This window comes from Massilia sp. UMI-21 (assembly GCA_015277795.1).
Classification (GTDB): domain Bacteria; phylum Pseudomonadota; class Gammaproteobacteria; order Burkholderiales; family Burkholderiaceae_D; genus Telluria.
Genome location: CP063848.1, coordinates 3,871,090 through 3,884,707, shown reverse-complemented (window position 1 = coordinate 3,884,707; position 13,618 = coordinate 3,871,090). Strand labels below are relative to the sequence as shown.

The 13,618-nt window shown below is 66.1% G+C and carries 17 protein-coding genes; 15 read left to right on the top strand and 2 right to left on the bottom strand.

Going from position 1 to position 13,618, the window contains the following annotated elements:
* The first annotated feature begins 70 nt into the window (after positions 1–70).
* Entirely contained in the window at positions 71–1,108 is a 1,038-nt protein-coding gene (locus tag IM543_17095) for a fumarylacetoacetate hydrolase family protein (GenBank protein QOY93271.1), read from the top strand.
* Positions 1,105–1,749, top strand: a complete 645-nt coding sequence (gene maiA / locus IM543_17090; protein QOY93270.1) for a maleylacetoacetate isomerase — start codon at positions 1,105–1,107, stop codon at positions 1,747–1,749. Before IM543_17095 ends, maiA begins: the two co-directional genes overlap by 4 nt.
* A gap of 392 nt (positions 1,750–2,141) precedes the next feature.
* Here the strand turns inward: maiA and IM543_17085 are convergent, their stop codons facing one another.
* Positions 2,142–2,588, bottom strand: coding sequence for a CBS domain-containing protein (locus IM543_17085; GenBank protein QOY93269.1), 447 nt, complete (start codon positions 2,586–2,588; stop codon positions 2,142–2,144).
* A gap of 147 nt (positions 2,589–2,735) precedes the next feature.
* Here IM543_17085 and IM543_17080 point away from each other — a divergent pair, with 147 nt between their 5' ends.
* The 12 genes from IM543_17080 to IM543_17025 all read left to right on the top strand — a co-directional run bounded on the left by IM543_17080 (position 2,736) and on the right by IM543_17025 (position 12,169).
* Positions 2,736–3,512 (top strand): uracil-DNA glycosylase, encoded by a 777-nt coding sequence (locus tag IM543_17080; protein QOY93268.1) that lies wholly within the window; start codon positions 2,736–2,738, stop codon positions 3,510–3,512.
* Between the two features lie 212 nt (positions 3,513–3,724).
* Positions 3,725–4,213: a Fe-S cluster assembly transcriptional regulator IscR gene (iscR, locus tag IM543_17075; protein ID QOY93267.1), complete on the top strand. Its 489-nt coding sequence runs from the start codon at positions 3,725–3,727 to the stop codon at positions 4,211–4,213.
* Positions 4,213–5,469, top strand: a complete 1,257-nt coding sequence (locus IM543_17070) for an IscS subfamily cysteine desulfurase (GenBank protein QOY93266.1) — start codon at positions 4,213–4,215, stop codon at positions 5,467–5,469. The genes iscR and IM543_17070 overlap by 1 nt, the downstream gene beginning before the upstream one ends.
* A 50-nt stretch (positions 5,470–5,519) precedes the next feature.
* Positions 5,520–5,909, top strand: coding sequence for a Fe-S cluster assembly scaffold IscU (iscU, locus tag IM543_17065; GenBank protein QOY93265.1), 390 nt, complete (start codon positions 5,520–5,522; stop codon positions 5,907–5,909).
* Between the two features lie 29 nt (positions 5,910–5,938).
* Entirely contained in the window at positions 5,939–6,262 is a 324-nt protein-coding gene (gene iscA, locus IM543_17060; GenBank protein QOY93264.1) for an iron-sulfur cluster assembly protein IscA, read from the top strand.
* A gap of 15 nt (positions 6,263–6,277) precedes the next feature.
* The gene (gene hscB / locus IM543_17055; GenBank protein QOY93263.1) at positions 6,278–6,793 is read left to right on the top strand and encodes a Fe-S protein assembly co-chaperone HscB; all 516 of its coding nucleotides are present in this window, start codon (positions 6,278–6,280) and stop codon (positions 6,791–6,793) included.
* Positions 6,794–6,945: 152 nt separating this feature from the next.
* Positions 6,946–8,835 (top strand): Fe-S protein assembly chaperone HscA, encoded by a 1,890-nt coding sequence (hscA, locus tag IM543_17050; GenBank protein QOY93262.1) that lies wholly within the window; start codon positions 6,946–6,948, stop codon positions 8,833–8,835.
* 122 nt (positions 8,836–8,957) lie between these two features.
* On the top strand, positions 8,958–9,299 hold the full coding sequence (fdx, locus tag IM543_17045; GenBank protein ID QOY93261.1) for an ISC system 2Fe-2S type ferredoxin: 342 nt from the start codon (positions 8,958–8,960) through the stop codon (positions 9,297–9,299).
* A gap of 13 nt (positions 9,300–9,312) precedes the next feature.
* Positions 9,313–9,507: a Fe-S cluster assembly protein IscX gene (gene iscX / locus IM543_17040; GenBank protein QOY93260.1), complete on the top strand. Its 195-nt coding sequence runs from the start codon at positions 9,313–9,315 to the stop codon at positions 9,505–9,507.
* On the top strand, positions 9,494–10,372 hold the full coding sequence (locus IM543_17035; protein ID QOY93259.1) for an SAM-dependent methyltransferase: 879 nt from the start codon (positions 9,494–9,496) through the stop codon (positions 10,370–10,372). The genes iscX and IM543_17035 overlap by 14 nt, the downstream gene beginning before the upstream one ends.
* 19 nt (positions 10,373–10,391) lie before the next feature.
* Entirely contained in the window at positions 10,392–11,441 is a 1,050-nt protein-coding gene (gene ltaE, locus IM543_17030) for a low-specificity L-threonine aldolase (protein QOY93258.1), read from the top strand.
* The gene (locus tag IM543_17025) at positions 11,441–12,169 is read left to right on the top strand and encodes an rRNA pseudouridine synthase (protein ID QOY93257.1); all 729 of its coding nucleotides are present in this window, start codon (positions 11,441–11,443) and stop codon (positions 12,167–12,169) included. Before ltaE ends, IM543_17025 begins: the two co-directional genes overlap by 1 nt.
* Positions 12,170–12,184: 15 nt before the next feature.
* Here the strand turns inward: IM543_17025 and IM543_17020 are convergent, their stop codons facing one another.
* The gene (locus tag IM543_17020) at positions 12,185–13,150 is read right to left on the bottom strand and encodes an SDR family oxidoreductase (protein QOY93256.1); all 966 of its coding nucleotides are present in this window, start codon (positions 13,148–13,150) and stop codon (positions 12,185–12,187) included.
* Between the two features lie 188 nt (positions 13,151–13,338).
* Here IM543_17020 and IM543_17015 point away from each other — a divergent pair, with 188 nt between their 5' ends.
* Positions 13,339–13,584, top strand: coding sequence for a hypothetical protein (locus IM543_17015; protein ID QOY93255.1), 246 nt, complete (start codon positions 13,339–13,341; stop codon positions 13,582–13,584).
* Positions 13,585–13,618 lie beyond the last annotated feature (34 nt).

The window sequence follows — 13,618 nt, the reverse complement described above, 5'->3', positions numbered from 1 at the left end:
AAATACTGTTTGAATGATAGTACGATTTGCTCTCTAATGGCGAAAAGTCATTATTTGCAAAGGAAACCCCATGAAACTCGCCACCCTCAAGACCGGCGGCCGCGACGGCACGCTGGTCGTCGTCAGCCGCGACCTGGTTACCTGCCAGGCCGTGCCGAAAATCGCGCGCACGCTGCAGTGCGCGCTGGACAACTGGGACGAGATCGCGCCCCAGTTGCACAAGGTCTACGAGCGCCTGAACGCCGGCACCGCCGACAAGGCCGAGTCCTTCATCGAGGAAGCATGCCATTCGCCGTTGCCGCGTGCCTACCAATGGTGCGACGGTTCGGCCTACATCAACCACGTCGAGCTGGTGCGCAAGGCGCGCAATGCCGAGGTGCCGGCCTCCTTCTATACCGATCCGCTGATGTACCAGGGCGGTTCCGATTCCTTCGTCGGCCCCTGCGACCCGATCGCGGTGCTGTCGGAAGAGTGGGGCGTGGACCTGGAGGCCGAGGTCGCGGTGGTGACCGGCGACGTGCCGATGGGCGCCTCGGTCGAAGAAGCGGCCCGCGCGATCCGCCTGGTGATGCTGGTCAACGACGTCTCGCTGCGCAACCTGATCCCGAACGAGCTGGGCAAGGGCTTCGGCTTCTACCAGTCGAAGCCGGCCAGCGCGTTTTCGCCGGTGGCGGTGACACCTGACGAGTTGGGCGATGCCTGGCAGGACAGCAAGCTGCACCTGCCGCTGCTGGTGACGCTCAACGACAGCCCCTTCGGCCGCCCCAACGCGGGCGAGGACATGAGCTTCAGTTTCGCCCAGCTGGTGGCGCATGCCGCCATGACGCGCGAACTGGGCGCGGGCAGCATCATCGGCTCGGGCACGGTGTCCAACAAGCAGGGCGGCCTGCATGGTTCCAGCATCGAGGGCGGCGGCGTCGGCTACTGCTGCCTGGCCGAGGTGCGCATGTACGAGACGATTGAACAGGGCAAGCCGGCGACCTCCTTCCTGCGCTATGGTGACACCGTGCGCATCGAGATGGTCGACCAGGAAGGCGCCAGCATCTTCGGCGCCATCGACCAGGAAGTCGTGCGCTACCACCGGAAGGACGAGAGGAAACCCGCATGAAGCTCTTCACTTACTTTCGCAGCTCGGCCGCGTACCGGGTGCGCATTGCCCTGAACCTGAAGGGACTCGACTACGAGGCGGTGCCGGTGCACCTGCTGCGCGACGGCGGCCAGCACCTGGCGGACGACTACCTGGCGGTCAACCCGAGCGGGCTGGTTCCGGCGCTGCAGGACGATAACCTCACGCTGACCCAGTCGATGGCCATCATCGAGTACCTGGAAGAGGTGCATCCGATGGTGCCGCTGCTGCCGAAGGACGCGGTGGGCCGGGCACGGGTGCGCGAACTGGCGCAGATCATCGCCTGCGATATCCATCCGGTGAACAACCTGCGCGTGCTGAAGTACCTGGTGAAGCAGCTGGGCCTGTCCGAAGAGGCCAAGACCGACTGGTACCGCCACTGGGTCATCGAGGGCCTGCGCTCGCTGGAATCCCACCTGGCGCGCAATCCGGGCACGGGCAGCTTCTGCCATGGCGACACCCCGACCATGGCCGACTGCTTCCTGGTGCCGCAGGTCTTCAATGCAAAGCGCTTCGACATCGCGGTCGAGGCCTACCCGACCATTGCGCGCATCAGCGACCTGTGCGCGGACCTGCCGGCCTTCAAGGCGGCGCATCCGAGCCGGCAGCCGGACACGGAGTGAGCCGTAGGGTGGGCGGCTCCACCGCGCTGGACGATTGAACGCGGCAGCCGTGCCGCCCACGCGTTCAAATCACGGTACCGCCGCCAGCGCGGCTGATCGCCCGCCGCTTGGACGCGTGGGCGGCATTGCGCGGCAGGCCAATCACGCTGCAGGGCGGAGCCGCCCACCCTACGAAGATTGCGTCAATGCCGCGTCTCCGACCGGGAATGAGCCGTAGGGTGGGCGGCTCCACCGCGCTGGACGATTGAACGCGGCAGCCGTGCCGCCCACGCGTTCACATCACGGTACCGCCGCCAGCGCGGCTGATCGCCCGCCGCTTGGACGCGTGGGCGGCATTGCGCGGCAGGCCAATCACGCTGCAGGGTGGAGCCGCCCACCCTACGACGATTGCGTCAATGCCGCGTCTCCGACCGATCCGGCCTGGACGGCGTCGAAATCTCATCGAGGGTCTCGTCCGCCGATCCCGCCGTCTTGGTCGCGATATCTCCCAGCGACACGATGCCCACCAGCTGCTGCGAATTCTCGTCGATCACCGGCAGGCGCCGGATCTGCACGTCGCCCATCTTGTCCAGCACGTCGTCGATGTCCTGGTTGCTGAAGCAGGTGCGCACGTCGGTGCTCATCACGTCGGCCACGAAGGTCTGGTCGGGCGACTGGCCGGCCGCCACCGAGCGTACCGTGATGTCGCGGTCGGTGATCATGCCCACCAGCTTGTCGCCGTCGCACACGGGAATCGAACCCACATTCAGGTCGTCCATCATCTGCGCCGCGCGCTGCACGGTGTCTTTTGGGGAAATCGTTTGCACATCGGGTGTCATCACTTCTCGAATGGTCTGCATGTTTCCTCCTGCTTGTCGGTGATTGGCCCGGGAGCGGGCAGTGGAAAAATCATGCCCTGAATTGCCAAACTCGGCCGCTAGATTGACCGTGGGAATGTGCCGGTCCGTAGGCTACAATGCCGCCTCCTTGCGCCTTGCGATTTCGCCATGTCCAACCATCCGATTCCGACGCCGCTGCTTGGCGCCCTCGACCGTGCCGACGCCTCCTGGCGTCCCATCCTCGAAGCCGGGTTGCAGGCCGTTGCCGCCGCCGACCCGGCCTACCTGCCGGTGCTGGGCGTCGACGATTACCTGCCCACCGAGGGCCGGATCTTCGCCGCCTTCGCCCAGCCGCTCGACAAGGTCACGCACGTGCTGGTGGGGGAGGGGCCGTACCCGCGCGCCGAGAGCGCGACCGGGGTCTGCTTCATGGATGGGGCGGTGGGCGAGCTGTGGTCGGACACGGGCCTGTCCAAGCCGGTCAACCGCGCCACCTCCCTGCGCAACTTCATGAAGATGCTGCTGGTGGCGGATGGCCGGCTGGACGCGGGCGACACCGGCGGCAGCGCGCTGGCGCCAGTGGCCCGGCACGCGCGCATGGCCGGCTCCGGCACGATCCAGACCCTGGCCCAGCTGCAGGACAACATGATGGAGCAGGGCTTCCTGCTGCTGAACGCCGCCCTGGTGTTCCGCAAGCATGTCGCGCCCGCCATCGATGCGCGCGCCTGGCAGCCCTTCCTGCGGACGGTGCTGGCGGCCCTGGCGAAGCAGCCCCGGCCGCCCACCCTGGTCTTGTGGGGAAAGATCGCCGAGCAGCTCAACAAGCTGCCGGAAGCCGCGCGCCTGCCGCACATCCAGGCCGAGCATCCGTACAACCTGTCCTTCATCGGGCACGCGGGGATGCAGGCGCTGTTCGGGCCGATGGAATTGTTGCGCTTGCGATAGGGAAAACAAGGGAAAAGCAGGAGAAAAGCCGGCCCCGCGGTTTTGGGGGCGTCCGAGACAAGTGAGTCAGGATTTGCTATACTTGACTAAATCAATCAACTAATCGGGTCATTCGGCAGGTTCGCGCAAGCGCTTCTATTGCTGCGCTGCACCGATGGGTTGAAAGAGGCAATACTTATCTAAGGCAAGATTTTACATTAATCGGGGTTGTGATGCGTCTGACCACCAAAGGCCGTTTTGCTGTTACCGCGATGATCGACCTCGCCCTGCGCCAGGGCAATGGTCCGGTCACGCTGTCGGGCATCAGCCAGCGCCAGGCCATTTCGCTGTCTTATCTGGAGCAATTGTTCGGTAAGCTGCGCCGCCACGAGATCGTCGACTCGATCCGCGGCCCCGGCGGCGGCTACAGCCTGGCGAGAGCGGCCGACAAGGTGACCGTGGCCGACATCATCATCGCGGTCGACGAGCCGCTCGATGCCACCCAGTGTGGCGGCAAAGAAAATTGTCACGGCGCCGACGCTGCTTCCGGCACCCGTTGCATGACCCACGAGCTGTGGACCACGCTGAACGCCAAGATGGTCGACTACCTCGATTCGGTCTCGCTGCAAGACCTGGTCGACCAGCAGAAGCAGAAAGAACAGAACGTCGTGGTGGTGCACCGCACCGCCGCAGCACCCAATATCGAAACCGGAGTGAACTGATGAACGCGCCCTTGGACAAACAAATCGAGCAGAGCTTCGCGACTGCGCCGCATTTCCCGATCTACATGGATTATTCGGCGACCACCCCGATCGATCCGCGCGTGGCCGACAAGATGATTCCCTACCTGCGCGAGCAGTTCGGCAATCCGGCATCGCGCAGCCACATGTACGGCTGGAGCGCCGAGGCGGCGGTGGAAGAGGCGCGCGCCAACGTGGCCGCCCTGGTCGGCGCCGATCCGCGCGAGATCATCTGGACCTCGGGCGCGACCGAATCGAACAACCTGGCCCTGAAGGGCGCCGCCCAGTTCTACAAGACCAAGGGCAAGCACATCATCACCGTCAAGACCGAGCACAAGGCCGTGCTGGACACCGTGCGCGAGCTGGAGCGCCAGGGTTTCGAAGCCACCTACCTCGAGCCGCAGGACAACGGCCTGATCACCGTGGCCCAGCTGGAAGCCGCGATCCGTCCGGACACCATCCTGGTCTCGGTGATGCTGGTCAATAACGAGATCGGCGTCATTCAACCGATCGACGCCATCGGCGAACTGTGCCGCTCGAAAGGCATCATTTTCCACTGCGACGCCGCGCAGGCGACCGGCAAGGTCGAGATCGACCTGAATAAAACCAAGTGCGACCTGATGACCTTCACCGCGCACAAGACCTACGGCCCGAAGGGCGTCGGCGCCCTGTACGTGCGCCGCAAGCCGCGCGTGCGCCTGGAAGCGCAGATGCACGGCGGCGGCCACGAGCGCGGCCTGCGTTCGGGCACCCTGCCGACCCACCAGATCGTCGGCATGGGCGAAGCCTTCCGCATCGCCAAGGAAGAAATGGCCTCGGAACTCGAGCGCGTGAAAGCGCTGCGCGACCGCCTGGCCAAGGGCCTGCTGGAGATCGAAGAGGTCTACATCAACGGCGACATGGAACACCGCGTGCCGCACAACCTCAACGTGTCCTTCAACTACGTCGAGGGCGAATCGCTGATCATGGCGATCAAGGACCTGGCCGTGTCGTCGGGCTCGGCCTGCACCTCGGCCTCGCTGGAGCCGTCCTACGTGCTGCGCGCCCTGGGCCGCAGCGACGAGCTGGCGCACAGCTCGATCCGTTTCACCATCGGCCGCTTCACGACCGAGGAAGACATCGACTTCGCCATCGACCTGTTGAAAGCCAAGGTCGGCAAGCTGCGCGAACTGTCGCCGCTGTGGGACATGTTCAAGGAAGGGATCGACCTGAATTCGATCCAATGGGCCGCACATTAATCAGGTATCGGGCGCGTTGAGCGCTTTCAAGAATCTCTAGGAGCACTACCATGGCATATTCGGACAAAGTACTGGACCACTACGAAAACCCGCGCAACGTCGGCGCCTTCGACAAGGGCGACGAAGCGATCGGCACCGGCATGGTCGGCGCGCCGGCCTGCGGCGACGTGATGAAGCTGCAGATCAAGGTCAACGAGCAGGGCCTGATCGAGGACGCGAAGTTCAAGACCTACGGCTGCGGTTCGGCCATCGCATCGAGCTCGCTCGTGACCGAATGGGTCAAGGGCAAGTCGCTCGACGAAGCGCTGGCCATCAAGAACACCCAGATCGCCGAAGAGCTGGCGCTGCCGCCGGTCAAGATCCACTGCTCGATCCTGGCGGAAGACGCGATCAAGGCCGCCGTGGCCGACTACAAAGCCAAGCACGCCGAGAAGGCGTAATAGTTTCAACAGACACTGGAGCAAGCCCCATGGCCATCACCCTGACTGAAAAAGCCGCGAAGCACGTCAACCGTTACCTCGAACGCCGGGGCAAGGGCATCGGCTTGCGCTTCGGTGTGCGCACGACCGGCTGCTCCGGCCTGGCATACAAGCTCGAGTATGTCGACGATGCGACGGCGGACGACAGCGTTTTTGAATCGCACGGCGTGAAGGTGTTCGTCGACCCGAAGAGCCTGCCTTACATCGACGGCACCGAACTGGACTTCGCGCGCGAAGGCCTGAACGAAGGCTTCCGCTTCAACAACCCGAACGTCAAGGACAACTGCGGCTGCGGCGAAAGCTTCCGTATCTAAGCCGATTCCAAGCCGATGCAGAACCACTTCGAACTGTTCCAGCTTCCACCCACGTTCGCGGTCGACCAGGACAGCCTGGACGCCGCCTACCGCGAAGTCCAGGGCCGCGTGCATCCCGATCGCTTCGTGAACGCCACCGACGCCGAGAAGCGCGTGGCCATGCAGTGGGCGACGCGCGCCAACGAGGCCTATGCAACCCTGCGCAACCCGCAGAAGCGTGCCCAGTACCTGTGCGAGCTCAACGGCGTCGACCTGCAGACCGAGTCGAACACGGCGATGCCGCCGGCCTTCCTGATGCAGCAGATGGAATGGCGCGAGGCGCTCGAGGAGGCCCGTGCGGGCAAGGACGCCGGCGCGCTCGACGAGCTCGATGCGCAGGTGCGGCGCGAGCGCAAGGGGATGCTGGAGCAGGTCGGCCGGCAGCTCGACGCCGGCGACTACCCGGCCGCGGCGCAGGGCGTGCGCGCCATGATGTTCCTCGATAAGTTCGGGGACGAGGTACAGTACGCGTTCGAGGCGCTGGACGCGTAAGAGTTAACCGTCGAATGGACGCGGTATGTAGGGTGGGCGGGTTTCCCGCCCACGCGTCCAAATAAAGCGTGCATTTCGACGAAGCGACCGATAGTTGAACGCGTGGGCGGCAGAGCCGCCCACCCTACAAGAAGAACACAGGTAACACGACAATGGCACTACTCCAAATCGCCGAACCCGGCATGTCCACCGCCCCGCACCAGCACCGCCTGGCGGTCGGCATCGACCTGGGCACCACCAATTCGCTGGTCGCCACCGTCCGCAGCGGCAGCCCCGAAGTGCTGAGCGACGAGGACGGCCGCCCGCTGCTGCCATCGGTCGTGCGCTATCTCCCCAACGGCAACGCCAACATCGGCTACAAGGCGCAGGCGCACCAGACCACCGACCCGAAAAACACCGTGGTCTCGGTCAAGCGCTTCATGGGCCGCGGCTTGAAGGACATCGCCCACGCCGAGAACCTGCCCTACGACTTCGTCGATGGTCCCGGCATGGTGCAGATCAACACCGTGGCTGGCCTGAAGAGCCCGGTCGAGACCTCGGCCCAGATCCTGGCCACCCTGCGCCAGCGCGCCGAAGACGCGCTCGGCGACGAGCTGGTCGGCGCCGTGATCACCGTGCCGGCCTATTTCGACGACGCCCAGCGCCAGGCCACCAAGGATGCCGCCCAGCTGGCCGGCATCAACGTGCTGCGCCTGCTGTCCGAGCCCACCGCGGCCGCCATCGCCTATGGCCTCGACCATGGCAAGGAAGGCATCTACGCGGTGTACGACCTCGGCGGCGGCACCTTCGACATCTCGATCCTGAAGCTGTCCAAGGGCGTGTTCGAGGTGCTGGCCACCGGCGGCGACTCGGCCCTGGGCGGCGACGACTTCGACCACCGCCTGTTCTGCTGGATCGTCGAGCAGGCCAAGCTGGCGCCGCTGTCCGAGCACGACACCGCCACCCTGATGGTCAAGGCGCGCCAGGCCAAGGAGCTGCTGTCGACCAACGAAGAGACGAGCGTCGAGGCAATTTTGAAATCGGGCGAGATCGTGCAGGTGACGATCCAGGCGCACACCTTCGCCGAGATTACCCGGCACCTGGTGGCCAAGACCATGAACGCCATCCGCAAGGCCATGCGCGACGCCGATGTGAGCGTCGAGGACGTCGACGGCGTCGTGATGGTCGGCGGCGCCACCCGCATGCCGCACGTGCGGCGCGCGGTGGGCGACTATTTCCACACCATCCCGCACGCCAACATCGACCCGGACAAGGTGGTGGCCCTGGGCGCCGCCATCCAGGCCAATCTGCTGGCCGGTAACCGCGCCGAGGGCGACGACTGGCTGCTGCTGGACGTCACCCCGCTGTCGCTCGGCATCGAAACCATGGGCGGCCTGGTCGAGAAGATCATCCCGCGCAACTCGACGATTCCCTGTGCCCGTGCGCAGGAGTTCACGACCTTCAAGGACGGCCAGACGGCGCTGGCGGTGCACGTGGTGCAGGGCGAGCGCGAACTGGTGCTCGATTGCCGTTCGCTGGCGCGCTTCGAGCTGCGCGGCATCCCGCCGATGGCGGCCGGCGCGGCGCGCATCCGCGTGACCTACCAGGTCGACGCGGACGGCCTGCTGTCGGTGTCGGCCCGCGAAACCCGCTCGGGCGTGGAAGCCTCGATCACCGTGAAGCCGTCCTACGGCCTGGGGGACGACGAGGTGGCGCGCATGCTGCAGGATTCGTACGGCGCGGCCCAGGGCGACATGCAGATGCGCGCCCTGCGCGAAGAGCAGGTCGAGGCCGAGCGCATCCTGCTGGCCACGCAGTCGGCGCTGGACCTGGATGCCGAACTGCTGAGCGATGCCGAACAGGATGAAGTGGCCAGGCTGGTGCACGCCGTGCGCGACGCCATCCACCGCTCGAACGACGCCGCGCTGGAAGCGGGGCAGCGCCAGGACGCGCTGCACGCGGCGGTGCAGGCGCTGGCCAGGGGCACCGATGAATTCGCGGCACGCCGCATGGACAAGAGCGTGCGCAAGGTCCTGGCGGGCAAGTCGCTGGACGAAGTGTAGGGTGGTCGGCTCTGCCGACCGCGCGTCCGACTCACGGATGATCCGTTGCGACGCTTGCCCCTATTGAACGCGCGGTCGGACAAGCCGACCACCCTACAAGAAACAATTATTGAGGTAAATAAGTGCCACAAATCGTCATCCTCCCCCACCCGGTCCTGTGCCCCGAAGGCGCCGTGCTCGAAGCGCCGGCCGGCAAATCGGTCTGCGACGTCCTGCTGGAAAACGACATCGAGATCGAACACGCCTGCGACCGCGTCTGCGCCTGCACCACCTGCCACGTGATCGTGCGCGAAGGCTTCGAATCGCTGAACGAGCAGGAAGAAAAAGAAGAAGACATGCTCGACAAGGCCTGGGGCCTGGAGCCGAATTCGCGCCTGTCCTGCCAGGCGATCGTCGCCGACGAAGACCTGGTCGTCGAGATCCCGAAGTACACCATCAACCACGCAGCAGAGAAAAACCACTGAGCAGGAGCCTGCCATGAAGTGGACTGACGTAGCCGGCATCGCCGAGGCCCTGGTCGAGAAGTACCCGGAGGTCGACCCCGCCACCGTGCGCTTCGTCGACCTGCACAACTGGGTCGTCGGGCTCGCGGGCTTCGATGACGACCGCACGCGCGGCGGCGAACGGGTACTGGAAGCCATTCAGGCAGCATGGATCGATGAAGCACGCTAAACAAGCCAACAAAGCACCGGCAGTCACCGAACTGCCGCCCGAAGTCCGTCCCGGCCAGTCGGTCGAGCTGCTGAAGGAACTCCACATCCTCACGCGCGACGGCAAGCTGAACCAGGACAGCCGCCGCAAGCTCAAGCAGGTCTACCACCTGTACAACTTCATCGAGCCGCTGCTGCAGGATGTGCGGGCGCAGAAGCAGGGCGTGTCGCTGGTCGACCATGGGGCCGGCAAGTCCTACCTCGGCTTCATCCTGTACGACCTGTTCTTCAAGGGGCTGGACGACGGTTCGCACATCTACGGCATCGAAACCCGCGAGGAACTGGTCGCCAGGTCGCTTGACCTGGCCGCGCGCCTGGGCTTTGGCGGCATGTCCTTCCTGCCGCTGTCGGTGGCGGAATCCACGACCTCGAGCGCGCTGCCCGCGACCATCGACATCGTCACCGCGCTGCACGCCTGTAACACGGCCACCGACGACGCCATCGATTTCGCGCTCAAGAAGGGGGCCAAGCACATGGTGCTGGTGCCCTGCTGCCAGGCCGAAGTCGCCACCGTGCTGCGCAAGAACAAGGGCAAGGACCTGGGCCGCAGCGCGCTGACCGAGATCTGGCGCCACCCGATCCACACCCGCGAGTTCGGCAGCCAGATCACCAACGTGCTGCGCTGCCTGCAACTGGAAGCGCACGGCTACCAGGTGACCGTCACCGAACTGGTGGGCTGGGAACACTCGATGAAGAATGAACTCATCGTCGCGACCTACAAGAACCTGCCGCGCCGCCGCCCGGCCGAACGCCTGCGGGAAGTCATGGCCGAACTGGGCCTGGACGAAATGAAGCAGCGCTTTTACACACCCGTTGCCAGCAACTGAGCAGCGAACCGAGAACGAGATGAGCGATACCAACCAGAAGTGGATCGACCTGCGCAGCGACACCGTCACCCAGCCGTCGGACGCGATGCGCGCGGCGATGGCGGCGGCCGAGGTCGGCGACGACGTGTATGCCGACGACCCCACGGTCAACCGCCTGCAGGACTACGCGGCCGAGCTGTTCGGCTTCGAAGCCGGCATGTTCGCCCCCTCGGGCACCCAGACCAACCTGATCGCCCTGATGACGCACTGCGCCCGCGGCGACGAGTACCTGGTAGGCCAGGAGGCGCATACCTACAAGTACGAGGGCGGCGGCGCCGCGGTACTGGGCAGCATCCAGCCGCAGCCGATCGCCAATGCGCCGGACGGCAGCATCGCACTGGCCGACATCGCGGCCTACATCAAGCCCGACGACATGCATTTCGCGCGCAGCCGCCTGCTGGCGCTGGAAAACACCATCGGCGGGCGCGTGCTGTCGCAGGAGTACGTGAAGGCCGCCACCGGGCTCGCGCACAGCCGCGGCCTGGCCACCCACCTCGACGGCGCCCGTATCTGCAACGCGGCGGTCAAGCAAAACATCAGCCTGCGCGAGGTGGTGCAGGGTTTCGATACCGTCTCGGTCTGCCTGTCGAAAGGCCTGGGCGCGCCGGTCGGTTCGGTGCTGCTGGGCCCCAAGGCATTCATCGAGCAGGGCAAGCGCTGGCGCAAGATGCTCGGTGGCGGCATGCGCCAGGCCGGCGTGCTGGCGGCGGCGGCGCAGCATGCGCTCGAGCACAACGTGCAGCGCCTGGCCGACGACCACGACAACGCCGCGGCGCTGGCGCAAGGCCTGGCGCAGATCGAACAGCTGAACGTGGGCAGCCCCCAGACCAACATCTTCTGGCTGGACATCCCGGCCGCCGCCTGCGAAGCGCTGGGCCAGCACCTGGCGCGCGCCCGGATCCGCGCCTCGATCGGCCCGCGTACCCGCCTGGTGACCCACCTGGACGTCTCGCGTGCCGACGTGGCGCGCACGGTCGAGGTGTTCCAGGCCTTCTTCGCCGATTGGCGAGCACAGGGAGCGACATCGTGATGGAAGAGGGCATCCGCCTGGCCAAGCGCGTCGCCGCGCAGCTCGGCTGTTCGCGCGCCGAGGCCGAGCGCTACATCGCCAACGGCAGTGTCGGCGTCGACGGCGCCGTCGTCGAAGATCCGGCCAGCCGCGTGCTGCCCGCGCAGGAAGTGCGCCTGCTGCCCGGCGCGTCGCTCGACGCGGCGCCGCCGGTCACCATCCTGCTGCACAAGCCGGCCGGCTTCAATTCCGGTGTCGGTGCGCGCGGCGAGCCGGCACTGGCCTGCCTCACGCCGGAGACGCTCGCGCCAGGGCACGGGCAGCCGCGCTTCCTCAAGCGTCACCTGCACAAGCTGAGCTTGACCTCTCCGCTGGAAACCGATGCGAGCGGGCTGGTGGTCTACACCCAGGACTTCCGGGTGGTGCGCAAGCTGGTCGACGACGCCGCGCGCGTCGAGCAGGAATACATCGTCGACGTCGCCGGCAGCATCAGGGACGGCGGCCTGGCGCTGCTGAACCACGGTTTGACCTTCAGCGGCAAGCCGATCGCGCCGATGAAGGTGAGCTGGCAGAGCGAGCACCGGCTGCGCTTCGCGCTCAAGGACGTCCGTCCCGGCCTGATCGACCACATGTGCCGCGAAGTGGGCCTGGACATCGTCGAGATGCGCCGGATCCGCATCGGCCGCGTGCCGATGGCGGGCTTGCAGCCGGGGCAGTGGCGCTACCTGCTCGACTACGAACGCTTCTAGCCCGGCGAACGTCCCTCAGGCGCGGCGGCGCCAGAGCTGCACGCCGATCGCGGCGGCCAGCGCCACCGCGCCGACCGCGAGCGCTTTGTTGCCCGCTTGACTGGGGCGGCGTTCGCCGCTGTGGATGCCGCTTGGGCTATGCTGCGGCTCGTACAGCGCCCCACGCGTGTCGGGGGCGGGATCGGCACGTTTCGCCCACGCATCCAGCAGGCGGTTCATGCCGGCGGCAAGCAGATTGGGCGCCGCGAAGTTGCTCAGCCTGAACAGCGAAGCCGGGGCGCCGACCGCCGTCGAGTCGCGCGGATGCCGCGCCAGGTCGACGATGGCGGCGGCCACCTTCTCGGGCCTCAACGCGCCGGGCGGAACCGACAGCCGGGCGCCGGTGTAATTGCCCGCGTGGCGCATGCCGGGCGTGTCCACGAAGGTCGGATACACGTCGCAGACGCGGATGCCGGGCCGCTGGCCCAGTTCGGCACGCAGGGCCTCGCTGAAGCCGCGCAGTCCATACTTGCTGGCCCCATAGGCGGCCGAGTAGGGCGTGGACACGAAACCGCCGGCCGAGATCATGTTGACCCAGATGCCGTGGTCCTGCTCCAGGAAGATCGGCATCACCGCGTGGGCGTCGTTCATGTGACTGATGAGATTGGTCTCGATCACGCGCCGGTGGTCGCGCATCGGCACCTCGGCGTACTTGCCGACCACGCCGGCGCCCACGTTGCTGTACCACAGGTCGATCCGCCCCAGGATCGCGCGCGCCCGCTGCGCGAATGCCGCGACCGCGTCGGCGTCGAGCGCATCCACCACCAGCGCCTCGGCCTGGCCGCCGGCCTGGCGGCACCGCTGCGCGATGTCCTCCAGGCCTTCCTTGCCGCGCGCGCCCAGCACCAGTTGCGCCCCCTCGCGCGCGAAGGCAAGGGCGGTGGCCGCCCCGATGCCGCTGGATGCGCCCATGATGACGACGCGCATGTTCGATAGCTTCATGGTCCACCTTTCTTCAGGGTTCAGGTTCGAAACTGCCGATTATTCCGCTGTTTGCGCTCAGGCCGCGTTCGAATGCCACGCGGCAAGCGAGATGGGGGAGCCGTCATGCCTGCCAATTCCTGCCGGGCGAAGCAAGGTCGCCAAAAAGCGTATCTTCTGCCGATGTGAATCGCCATGGAGGATGCCTGATGAGCAAGCTCGATCAAGATGAACGGGACGACCTTTCTTCTCGAAACTTCGCTTTTCCCAAGCAACGCAAGGAACCGCTGGAAGACGCCAGCCATGTGCGCAATGCCGTGGCCCGCTTCAAGCAGGTAGAGGGCGTGACGGACCAGGAGCGGGACGAAGCCTGGCAGCGCATCCGTGCCGCGGCGAAGAAATTCGACGTCGCGCTGGACGAGGACGACTGGCGCGAGATCGGCAAAGGCAAATAAGCCTTGTGCCGGGGGCGTCCCCGCGGCAAGCGCG